The sequence below is a fragment of the Roseateles sp. P5_E11 genome (genome assembly GCF_054049355.1).
On the sequence record NZ_JBFUMO010000161.1, the window covers coordinates 1 to 11,044 of the forward strand.

Here is an 11,044-nt window from a genome sequence, read left to right on the forward strand (position 1 = left end):
GCGAAGGCCAGCGCGGCGCACACGTGCTGCGCGTGGCTGAACTTGGCCTTGAGCAGCTCGACCCTTTCGGCGTCACGCTCAAGGACATTGCCTTCGACGTCTGCGCCGGCGAGATCGTCGGCGTKGCSGGYGTGTCGGGCAACGGCCAGCAGGAGTTGCTCGCGGCGCTGTCGGGCGAGGACCCGCGCGCGGCGGCAGGGACCATCCAGCTCTTCGACCAGGACATCGCCCGCGCCACGCCGGGCCGGCGCCGCGCCGCCGGGCTGCACTTCGTGCCAGAGGAGCGCCTGGGCCGCGGCGCGGTACCGACGCTGTCGCTGGCCATGAACACGCTGCTGACGCGCACCGAGGCGGTGGGCCGGGGTGGCTGGATACGCATCGCCCAGGCGCGCCGGCTGGCGGCCAGGCTGATCGACAACTTCCGCGTCAAGGCCTCGGGCCCCGACGCGACGGCCCGTACGCTGTCGGGCGGCAACCTGCAGAAGTTCATCGTCGGCCGCGAGATCGACGCGAGCCCGAAGCTGCTGATCATTGCCCAGCCGACCTGGGGCGTGGACGTGGGCGCCGCCGCGCAGATACGCGGCGAGCTGCTGCGGCTGCGCAACCAGGGCTGCGCGCTGCTGGTGTTCAGCGAGGAGCTGGACGAGTTGTTCGAGATCTGCGACCGGCTGCACGTCATCGCCGACGGCCGGCTGTCGCCCTCGGTGCCCACGCCCCAGGCCACGCGCGAGCAGGTCGGCGAATGGATGTCGGGGCTGTGGCCCGCGACTGCAGAGGAGCTCGTCCATGCTCAGGCTTGAGCCGCGCACGCAAACCTCCATGCTGCTGGCCGTGGCCGCGCCGCTGCTGGCGCTGGCGCTCACGGTGGCCATCGGCGTGCTGCTGTTCACGGCCCTGGGCAAGGACCCGCTGCAGGCGTTGCGGCTGTTCTTCGTCGAGCCGCTGAAGAATGGCCGGGCACTGTCGGAACTCAGCGTCAAGGCCGTGCCGCTGGCACTGATCGCGCTGGGCCTGGCGGTGTGCTTTCGCGCCAACATCTGGAACATCGGCGCCGAGGGCCAGTTCGTGCTTGGCGCTCTGGGCGCCGGCTGGGTGGCCATGCAGGCCGGGCCCGGCACCTCCGCCTGGTTCGTCGTGCCGGTGCTGCTGGGCGGTGTCGCGGGCGGCATGTTGTGGGCCGGCGTCGTGGCGCTGCTGCGCGACCGCTTCAACACCAACGAGATCCTGGTCAGCCTGATGCTGGTCTATGTGGCCACGCTGCTGCTGAACTACCTGGTCTACGGGCCCTGGAAGGACCCGGATGGCTACAACTTCCCGCAGACCGTGCTGTTCGCGGCCTCGACGCGGCTGCCGCGCCTGGTGAACGGGTTGCGCATGAACGCGGGCGTGGTCATCGCGCTGCTGGCCGTGGCGGCCTTCGCGGTGTTCCAGTTCCGCACCTATCGCGGCTATGCGTTGACGGTCGGCGGCATCGCCCCGGCCGCCGCGCGCTATGCCGGCTTCTCGTCGCGCAGCGCGCTGTGGACGGCGCTGCTGCTGTCGGGCGGCATGGCGGGGCTGGCGGGCGCCTTCGAGGTGGCCGGGCCGCTGGGGCAGCTGACGCCCTATGTGCCGGTGGGCTATGGCTTCGCGGCCATCATCGTGGCCTTCGTCGGCCGGCTGCATCCTGTGGGCATCGTCTTCTCGTCGGTGCTGATGAGCATGTTCTACATCGGCGGCGAGCTGGCTCAGAGCCGCATGGGCCTGCCCAAGGCGCTGACCAGTGTCTTCCAGGGCGTATTGCTATTCACGCTGCTGGCCTGCGACCACGGCTTGCAGTACCGCATGCGCTGGGTGGCGGCGGTCAAGGCGAGGGCGACGGCATGAGCGCCGCGCCGGGCCGCCCCAAGCAAGCTCGCTCCCGCTTGGCGGGACAGGCCGAAGGCCGAAGGGTGCATCAATGAACGAGATTGCCTTGCTCATTGCCGCCACGCTGAGCGCCGGCACCGTGCTGGCCATCGCCGGCCTGGGCCTGCTGATCAATGAGCGGGCCGGCATCGTCAACCTGGGCACCGAGGGGCTGATGCTGGTGGCGGCCATCGCCGGCTTTGCCACCGCGGTACACAGCGGCTCCGATCTGCTGGGCTTCATCGCCGGCATGGCGGCGGGCGTCGTGCTGTCGCTGTTCTTCGGGCTGCTGGTGATCTGGCTCAACACCAACCAATACGCCACCGGCCTGGCGCTGAGCCTTTTCGGCGCCGGCTTCTCGGCCTTCGTCGGCATCGAGTACACGCAGCAACGGCTGGCCGAGCGCACGCACTGGGCCCTACCCGGCCTGGCCGATTTGCCGGTGCTGGGCAAGGCGCTGTTCGAGCACCACCCGGTCGTCTACCTGGCCATGGCGCTGGCGGTGGCGCTGCACTTCTTCCTGTACCGCACGCGGGCGGGGCTGGTGCTGCGCGCGGTGGGCGAGTCGCCCGAGTCGGCCCATGCGCTGGGCTACCCGGTGCGGCGCATCCGCCTCGCCGCCGTGGCCGCCGGCGGCGCGCTGTGCGGCCTGGCCGGCGCCTACCTGTCCCTCATCTACACGCCGCTGTGGGTGGAGGGCATGGTGGCCGGCAAGGGCTGGATCGCACTGGCGCTGACCACCTTCGCCACCTGGCGGCCGGCCCGCGTGCTGCTGGGCGCCTACCTGTTCGGCGGTGTGACGATGCTGCAGTTCCACCTGCAGAGCGAAGGCATCGCCATCTCCAGCCACTGGCTGAGCATGCTGCCCTACCTCGCCACCATCGCCGTGCTGGTGCTGATCTCGCGCAACCCGGCCTGGATCAAGGCCAACATGCCGGCGTCGCTTGGCAAGCCTTTCAAACCCGGCCATTGAATTCCTTGTCTCAACCGCTCACCCAGGAGAAACGCATGACATCCCTTGCCACCCGCCGGACCTTCGCGCTTGCCGCACTGGCCGCCGCCGCACTCGCGGGCTGCTCCAAGAAGGAAGAGCCCCCCGCCGCCGCGACGCCCGCGTCCGCCGCCGCCGCCAAACCCGAGCCGCTGAAGATCGCCTTCGCCTACGTCGGCCCGGTGGGTGACGGCGGCTGGACGTTTGCCCACGACAACGCCCGCAAGGCGCTGGAGAAGGAGTTCGGCGACAAGATCGCCACCAGCTTCGTCGAGAAAGTGCCCGAAGCGGCCGACGCCGAACGCGTCTTCAACGACCTGGTGGGCCAGGGCAACAAGCTGGTGTTCGGCACCACCTTCGGCTACATGGAGCCCATGCTCAAGGTCGCGGCCGAGCACAAGGACGTGAAGTTCGAGCACGCCACCGGCTACAAGACGGCCGAGAACCTGCGCACCTACGACAGCCGCACCTACGAGGGCGCCTACCTGGCCGGCGTCATCGCCGGGTCCATGACCAAGACCAACACCCTCGGCGTGGTCGGCTCCATCCCCATCCCCGAGGTCATCCGCAACATCAACAGCTTCACGCTGGGCGCGCAGAGCGTGAACCCCAAGATCAAGACCAAGGTGGTCTGGGTCAACGAGTGGTTCGACCCGCCGAAGGAAACCGAGGCCGCCACCGCGCTGATCAACGGCGGCGCCGACGTGCTGATGCAGAACACCGACTCCGCCGCGGTGCTCAAGACCGCCGAGGAAAAGGGCAAGCGCGCCTTCGGCTGGGACTCCGACATGAAGGCCTACGGCCCCAAGGCCCACCTGGCTTCGGCCGTCATCAACTGGGCGCCGTACTACATCAAGGCCACGCGCGACGCGCTGGACGGCAAGTGGGCCACCGGCAAGGCCTGGTGGGGCGTGAAGGAAGGCGCCATCGACATCGTCTCCCTCGCCGACGACGTGCCGGCCGAGGCCAAGGCCAAGGTCGAGCAGGTCAAGGCCGGCCTCAAGGACGGCAGCTTCTCGATCTGGAAGGGCCCGCTGGTCGACAACACCGGCAAGGAAGTGCTGGCCAAGGATGCCGTCGCTGATGATGCCTTCCTGGGCGGCATCAAGTTCTTCGTCAAAGGTGTCGAAGGCAAAGTCCCTGGCGCGAAATGAAGCCCCTCGGCCAAGGAGTACCTTGGCCGGTCCCCCGAGGGGACGGCGATGCTTGCGGCATTGAGCCGCAAGCACATCGCCAGACGGGCCGGCTTGGGAACGGCCCGGCGCTCGGCCCACAAAGACACTACGGCCATGAGTACTGAAATCGACTTCGACCGAATCCCCCGCTCGGCCCTCCCCGGGCTGCTGGCTCGCGCCCCCAAGGCCGAGCTGCACATCCACATCGAGGGCTCGCTGGAGCCCGAGCTGATCTTTGCGCTGGCGGCGCGCAATGGCGTGGCGCTGCCTTATGCCAGCGTGGAGGCGCTGCGCGCGGCCTATGCCTTCACCGACCTGCAGAGCTTCCTGGACATCTACTACGCCGGGGCCAGCGTGCTGCTGCACGAGCAGGACTTCTACGACATGGCCTGGGCCTACTTCGAGAAGGCGGCCCGCGACCACGTCGTCCATGCCGAGCTGTTCTTCGATCCGCAGACGCACACCGCGCGCGGCGTGCCCATGGGCACGGTCATCCAGGGCCTGTCGCGCGCCTGCACCGATGCGCGCGAAAAGCTGGGCGTCAGCGCCGCGCTCATCCTGTGCTTCCTGCGCCACCTGAGCGAGGCCGACGCCTTCGCCACGCTGGAACAAGCCCTGCCCTACCGCGCGCATTTCATCGGCGTCGGGCTGGACAGCTCGGAGCGCGGCAACCCACCCAGCAAGTTCACGCGCGTGTTCGTGCGCTGCGCAGAACTGGGCCTGCACCGCGTGGCCCATGCCGGCGAGGAGGGGCCACCGACCTACATCGAAGAGGCCCTGGACCTGCTGCGCGTGGAGCGCATCGACCACGGCGTGCGGGCCATAGAGAGCCCGGCGCTGATGCACCGCCTTGCGCTTGAGCGCATGCCGCTGACGGTCTGCCCGCTGTCCAACGTCAAGCTCTGCGTCGTGCCCGACCTGGCCATGCACCCGCTGCCCCAACTGCTGGCCGCCGGCCTGGCCGTGACCATCAACTCCGACGATCCGGCCTACTTCGGCGGCTACCTCAACAAGAACCTGTCGGCGCTGTTCGACGCTCTGCCTCAATGGGGCGCGCGCGAGGCTTATCAGCTGCTGCGCAACAGCCTCGAAGCGAGCTTCCTGCCACCGCCGGCCCGCGCCCCCTGGGTGGCGGCGCTGAACGCCGAGTTCGCGCGGGCGGTGGTCTAGGAGCCGCCCACTGCGGTTCGCCGCGGCCTGACTCACCAGGTGGTAACTTCCGCGCCGCGTGGGCGCCTTCGCCTGGGGAGCAACAACATGAAATCGACCGTTTTCAGCCTGGCCACCGCCCTGGGGGCTGGCAGCGTACTGGCAGCCGCACCGGCATCACACATCGACGAAGTCCTCGTCTACCCGGGCGGCGCCCAGGTCACGCGGCTGGCCACCGTCGCGGCCGGCGCGCGCGAGCTGGTGCTGAACTGCCTGTCGGCCCGCTTCGACCCTGACTCGCTGCAGATCGACGCGCCCGCCAGCGTCAACCTCGGGCCGGTGCAACTGGAGACGCTGCCGCGCGAGCGCGTGCCCGAGTGCGCGCAAAGCCCGCTGGACGAGCAGGTCCGCAAGCTGGAGGGCCAGCGTGACACGCTGACCGCCGAGTCAAGCGCACTGGACACCGGCCTCGGCTACCTCAAGGCCCTGGGCGCTGGCGAGGCGCGGGCCACACCGGCCACAGGCATCGGCGCGACGGCAGACACGATCCGCAAGACTGCGTTGGAGGGCCTGCTGCGCCAGGCCGCCATCCGCCGCCAGTTGGAAGACCTGGACAAGCAGCTCGCCCCGCTCAAGTCCGAGCGAGACGGCGTGGCCGCCGCCAACCCGCAATGGCGCAGCCTGCGCCTGCGGCTGTCGACCGCGCGCGAGGCCGAGCTGAAGCTGAACTACCGGGTGACGCAGGCCGGCTGGGCGCCGAGCTACCGCGCACTGCTGGACACCACCTCGGGCGCGCTGAACCTGGAGCGCCTGGCCCAGGTGTCGCAGCAAAGCGGCGAGGACTGGAAGAACGTGAAGCTGCGGCTGACAACGGCGCAGGTGGCTCAGAAGGTCGGGCCCGGCTCTCCCCGGCCCTGGCAGCTCGACCTGGCGACCGCCCGCGTGCCGGCACCCGCGATGTCAGTTGCCGATTCGGTGGTCGTGACAGGCCAACGGGCCAACCTCGTCAGCCGGACCGCCGCCGAAGAGGCGGCAGGCAAGCTGGAGCGCTTCGACCTCGGGGTGTTCGAGGGCAGCTACGCGACCGAGTTCGCGCTGCCGCTGCGCGTCACCGTCGACAGCGGCACGCAGCGCGCCAGCCTGACGCTCGGCAGCGAGAAGCTGCAGGCCAAGGTGCTGGCCCGCGTGCAGCCGCAAAGCGAGGCTGCCGCCTATCTCGTGGCCGACGCCGCCAAACCCGCCGGCGCCTGGCCACGCGGCGCCGTGCAACTGGTGCGCGACGGCGCGCTGGTGGGCAGCACCCTGTTCAATATCGCCAGCGGCGACGAGCGCCTGGAGCTGCCCTTCGGCCGCGACGACGCGCTGCGCGTGCTGGTTGAGCCCGAGCAGCGCAATGCCGGCAACACCGGCTTCATCAGCACGCGAGCAGAGCACCGCTATGGCCGCGCCTACGTCGTCGAGAACCGCCACACGGCGGGCACGGTGACCCTGCAGCTCATCGAGGCCGCGCCCGTGTCGCAACACGAGGACATCAAGGTGCAGTCTCAATTCAGCCCGGCGCCGACGACTCAGGCGTGGCGCAAGCAGGCAGGGCTGGTGATGTGGGAGCAGCCTCTGGCGGCGGGAGCCAGCCAGCGGTTCATGGCGGACTACGTCATCAGCGCGCCGAAGGAGGCGCAGGTGACGGGGTTGCGTTGAGCGGGTTGAGTTGGCGACTTTCGCTCGCCGCGACGGGCCGTGCCGGGAGTTCGCCCCGGCGGACGACAGCCAAACCCGCAAGCCGGCTGGCGCCGGCTGTTCATCACTCCCCCTCTGAGCCCGCCGAGCAGCGCAGGGCCTTGAGGGCGTGCGCGCAGCGCACTTCAAGAACTGACTCCGCGCAACTGTTTGASCRSAGCGTAGCGGCGCGAGTTTTGCGCGGGCCCTCAAGGYCTGAGCASCGCAGGRAACCCCGCAGCGCAGCGRAGGGGCGGGCGGATCRGGGGCGACTTTTTGCCTTCTTTTTGGTCGCTCAAAAAGAAGGTCGCCCGCCGGGGCGACGTCCCGGCATGGGCCTAGCCAAGAACACACCGCAGCCGGAGGCCCCGCAATGCCTCTGATCGAACTCAAAGACGTCGCCCGCCACTATCAACTCGGCGAAATCGACGTCCCCGCCCTCGACGGCGTCAGCCTCAACATCGAGGCTGGCGAGTTCGTCGCCATCATGGGCCAGTCGGGCTCGGGCAAGAGCACGCTGATGAATGTGCTGGGCTGCCTGGACAACCCCACCAGCGGCAGCTTCGTCATCGACGGCAAGGACGCCAGCACCCTCGGCCCTGACGAGCTCGCCGCCCTGCGCCGCGAACGCTTCGGCTTCATCTTCCAGCGCTACCACCTGCTGCCCCACCTGGACGCGCGCGCCAACGCCGCCCTGCCCGCCGTCTATGCCGGCGTCGGCACCGGTGCGCGCGGCGGGCGGGCGCGGGCGCTGCTGGAGCGGCTGGGCCTGGGCGACCGCCTGCACCACCGGCCCAATGAACTCTCGGGCGGCCAGCAGCAGCGCGTGTCCATCGCCCGGGCGCTGATGAACGGTGGCCAGATCATCCTGGCCGACGAACCCACCGGCGCGCTGGACTCGGCCTCCGGCGCCGAGATGCTGCGCCTGCTCGAAGAGCTGAACCAGCGCGGCCACACCATCATCCTCGTCACCCACGACGCCGCCGTGGCGGCTCATGCGCGGCGCGTCATCGAGCTGAAGGACGGCAAGGTCGTCGCCGACAACGGCACGCCGGCCGGCCACATCGCACCCACCGAACTGCCCAGCGATGCGCCGCCCGTGAAGGAAGGCGGCCGCCTGCGCCGCCTGCAGGTGCAATGGCGCGAGGCCGTCGCGACGGCCCTGCTGGCGCTCAAGGGCAACCGGCTGCGCACGGCCCTGTCCATGCTGGGCATCAGCATCGGCATCGCCTCCGTCGTCAGCATCGTCGCGCTGACCACCGCCGCCCGTGACTCCATCGAGACGGACCTCAGCAGCCTGATCTCGKGACGCATCCCCGTCTGGCGCGGCAACCCCGCCCTGCCGCCGGGCGCCGTGCCCCAACCCTTCCGGCCGCACGAGATCGACTCGCTGCGCGCGCTCAATGGCGTCAAGAGCATCACACTGAACCGCCAGATGCAGCTGACCGCCCGCCACCAGTCGCGCGACGCGATGCTGGAGGCCATCGGTGGCGACACGGCCACGCTGAAGGCGCGCAAGCTCAAGCTCGTGCAGGGCCGCTATCTCAGCGCGATGGATTACGAGACCCGCAGCCAGGTCATCGTGCTCGACGAAAAATCGCGCGACGCGCTGTTCAAGAAAGGCGAGTCACCACTGGGCCAGCTCGTCTTCGTCAACCCCGGCATGGCGCCTGACGCCCAGGCCGCCCAGCAGCCAGGCGCGCCGCCACCGCCCACCGCCGCCCTGCCCTTCACGGTCGTCGGCGTCGTCGCACCCGAGGGCGGCGCCTTCAGCTTTGGCAGCTGGCTGGGCCAGCTCTACATCCCGCACACCACCTTCTCGCGCAAGCTGGACGCCCGCGCCGATGTCGACAACTTCGACGTGCTGCTGGACCTGACCGTGCCGCCTCAGCAGGTGCGCGAGCAGATCATCCACCGCCTCAAGGCCCTGCACGGCCGCGAGGACTTCGGCACCTGGAACGGCGAAGAGGAGTTCCGCAAGTTCCAGAGCGTGACCAGCGCGATGGCGGCGCTGTTCGCTGGCGTCGCGGCCATCTCGCTGCTGGTGGGCGGCGTGGGCGTCATGAACATCATGCTGGTGTCAGTGTCCGAGCGCACCCGCGAGATCGGCATCCGCATGGCCGTTGGCGCGCGCCAGGGCGATGTGCGGCTGCAGTTCCTCATCGAGGCCGTCGTGCTGTGCATCCTGGGCGGCCTTGTGGGTGTCTGCCTGAGCTGGCTGGCGGCCCAGGCCGTCAACGCGGCCCAGCAGCATCTGCATGTGGTCATCAGCTGGGCGGCACTCGGCGTGGCCTTTGCGGTGTCCAGCGGCGTAGGCCTGGTGTTTGGCACGCTGCCCGCGCGCCGTGCGGCGGCTCTCAGCCCGGTCGACGCGCTGGCACGGGAGTAGAAATGGAGCCCCTCGTCCAAGGAGAACCTTGGCCGGTCCCCCGAGGGGACGGCGATGCTTGCGGCATCAAGCCGCAAGCACATCGCCGGAGCGGGCCGCGGCTAGGGAGCGGCCCGTCGCTCGTCCCGCCAGATTCACGACGTATGCGACGCGAGGCGAATGGACAACTGATATGAAAACGAGACAGACCCTGATCGTCCTGGCCGCCGCCCTGCTGCTTGCCGGCTGCGCGCTCGGCCCCGCGGCCAAGGCACCTGACGTACCGGTGCCCACGGCCTGGAGCCTGGGCAGCGGCGACGCGGCGCCCGACTGGGCCGGCCTGCTGGACCCCCAGCTCGCCGCGCTGCAGGCCCGCGCACTGGAAGCCAACCGTGACATCGCCCGCGCCGCGCTGAGCTGGAAGCAAGCGCAACTGCTGGCCGAGCAGAGCGCGTTGCGCTGGACGCCCAGCGCCAGCCTGTCGGCCAATGCCAGCCGCCCGATCGAGACGCAGAGCAGCACGCGCAACGTCGAGGTCGGCGGCGTCACGATCCCGGTGACGACCTCGACCGGCTGGAGCCGCAGCTATGGCGCCTCCGTCGGCGTCGGCTACGAACTCGACCTGTGGGACCGCCTGACCCAGAGCACGGCCGCCCAGCGCGCCAATGCCGAGGCCACCCGCACCGACATCGACGCCGCCCGCCTGTCCATCCGCAGCCAGGTGGCCGAGGCCTACTGGACGCTCGCCGCCATCCGCGCACAAAAGCCGCTGGCCGAGACCCAGCTCGCGCTGACCCGCGAGACGCTGGAGCTGACGCGATCCCGCGTTCGTGAAGGCAAGCTGCTGCCGATTGAGGTCGACAAGATCGCCGTCAACCTGCAGGCCGCCGAGTCGCGCCTGGCCGACCTCGCCGCCGACGCGCAGTTGCAGCGCCAGATCCTCGCGTTGCTGCTCGACGAGCCCCTGCCCGGCCCCTCGCCCGAGGCTGCGCTGCCGGCGGGTGAGCCGCCACGCTGGCGCCTGGCCGAGCCCGCCGAGGTGCTCGCGCGCCGCCCGGATGTGCAGAAGGCCCGCTTCGGTGTGGATGCGTCCCTGGCGCGGCTGCGCGTCAGCGAGGCCGACCGCTACCCGCGCCTGTCCTTCTCCGCAGGCTTGAGCACCGGCGGCAGCCATGCACGAGACTGGTTGTCGCAGCCGCTGGCGTCTCTCGGCACCAACCTCATCGTGCCGATGATCGACTGGCAGCGCCTGGCCCTGCAGCGCGACGGCGCCCGCACAGAGCTCGATGCCGCCGCGCTCGCCCTGCGCGACACACTGCAACGCGCGCTGGCCGACATCGAGACCCAGCGCATCGAGGCCGAGCGCGTGGCCCAGCAGCTTGCCGCCAACGAAGGCCGGCTGCGCGAGGCGACCGAGAACGAGCGCCTGGCCGCGCTGCGCTACGAGGTAGGCGCCGTGGCCCGTGCCGACTGGCTGCAGACGCGCAGCGCCGTGCTCGACGCCGAGCAGGGACGCATCCGCCTGCGGCTGCAGCAATGGGTCAGGCAGGCGGCGCTGTTCAAGTCGCTCGGCGGGGCATGAGCCAAGACAGGCTCAAGGTCCTGTTCATCTGCAGCCGCAACCAGTGGCGCAGCCCAACGGCCGAGCAGGTGTTCCGCCGCCACCCGGCCCTGCACGTGCGCTCGGCCGGCACCAGCGCCAGCGCGCGCAAGCAGGTCAGCGCTGCCGACCTCGAGTGGGCCGACGTCATCCTCGTC

At 70.1% G+C, this 11,044-nt stretch carries 9 protein-coding genes; all 9 read left to right on the forward strand.

What is annotated here, in order from left to right:
• The coding region (locus ACXJKR_RS13925) for an ATP-binding cassette domain-containing protein (protein WP_457323334.1) at positions 1-800 on the forward strand (800 nt) is incomplete at its 5' end.
• Positions 787-1,866, forward strand: coding sequence for an ABC transporter permease (locus tag ACXJKR_RS13930; protein ID WP_457323335.1), 1,080 nt, complete (start codon positions 787-789; stop codon positions 1,864-1,866). The genes ACXJKR_RS13925 and ACXJKR_RS13930, both read left to right, overlap by 14 nt.
• A 73-nt stretch (positions 1,867-1,939) precedes the next feature.
• Positions 1,940-2,860, forward strand: a complete 921-nt coding sequence (locus tag ACXJKR_RS13935; protein ID WP_457323336.1) for an ABC transporter permease — start codon at positions 1,940-1,942, stop codon at positions 2,858-2,860.
• 35 nt (positions 2,861-2,895) lie between these two features.
• The gene (locus ACXJKR_RS13940; protein ID WP_457323337.1) at positions 2,896-4,032 is read left to right on the forward strand and encodes a BMP family ABC transporter substrate-binding protein; all 1,137 of its coding nucleotides are present in this window, start codon (positions 2,896-2,898) and stop codon (positions 4,030-4,032) included.
• Positions 4,033-4,167: 135 nt separating this feature from the next.
• Positions 4,168-5,223: an adenosine deaminase gene (locus ACXJKR_RS13945; RefSeq protein ID WP_457323338.1), complete on the forward strand. Its 1,056-nt coding sequence runs from the start codon at positions 4,168-4,170 to the stop codon at positions 5,221-5,223.
• Between the two features lie 87 nt (positions 5,224-5,310).
• A complete protein-coding gene (locus ACXJKR_RS13950) occupies positions 5,311-6,900 on the forward strand; it encodes a mucoidy inhibitor MuiA family protein (protein ID WP_457323339.1) in 1,590 nt (529 codons plus the stop codon).
• A 391-nt stretch (positions 6,901-7,291) separates the two neighbouring features.
• Positions 7,292-9,307: an ATP-binding cassette domain-containing protein gene (locus tag ACXJKR_RS13955; protein WP_457323340.1), complete on the forward strand. Its 2,016-nt coding sequence runs from the start codon at positions 7,292-7,294 to the stop codon at positions 9,305-9,307.
• Positions 9,308-9,479: 172 nt separating this feature from the next.
• Positions 9,480-10,868 carry a TolC family protein gene (locus ACXJKR_RS13960; protein ID WP_457323341.1) on the forward strand — a complete coding sequence of 463 codons (1,389 nt, stop codon included), beginning with the start codon at positions 9,480-9,482 and terminating at the stop codon, positions 10,866-10,868.
• A partial coding sequence (locus tag ACXJKR_RS13965) for an arsenate reductase/protein-tyrosine-phosphatase family protein (RefSeq protein WP_457323342.1) occupies positions 10,865-11,044 on the forward strand: 180 nt, incomplete at its 3' end. The genes ACXJKR_RS13960 and ACXJKR_RS13965, both read left to right, overlap by 4 nt.

Bases quoted from the DNA above. Each gene is read 5' to 3' on its own strand.
- ACXJKR_RS13930 (WP_457323335.1), top strand. From the start codon at position 787: ATGCTCAGGCTTGAGCCGCGCACGCAAACCTCCATGCTGCTGGCCGTG.
- ACXJKR_RS13960 (WP_457323341.1), top strand. From the start codon at position 9,480: ATGAAAACGAGACAGACCCTGATCGTCCTGGCCGCCGCCCTGCTGCTT.
- ACXJKR_RS13945 (WP_457323338.1), top strand. From the start codon at position 4,168: ATGAGTACTGAAATCGACTTCGACCGAATCCCCCGCTCGGCCCTCCCC.
- ACXJKR_RS13940 (WP_457323337.1), top strand. From the start codon at position 2,896: ATGACATCCCTTGCCACCCGCCGGACCTTCGCGCTTGCCGCACTGGCC.
- ACXJKR_RS13935 (WP_457323336.1), top strand. From the start codon at position 1,940: ATGAACGAGATTGCCTTGCTCATTGCCGCCACGCTGAGCGCCGGCACC.
- ACXJKR_RS13950 (WP_457323339.1), top strand. From the start codon at position 5,311: ATGAAATCGACCGTTTTCAGCCTGGCCACCGCCCTGGGGGCTGGCAGC.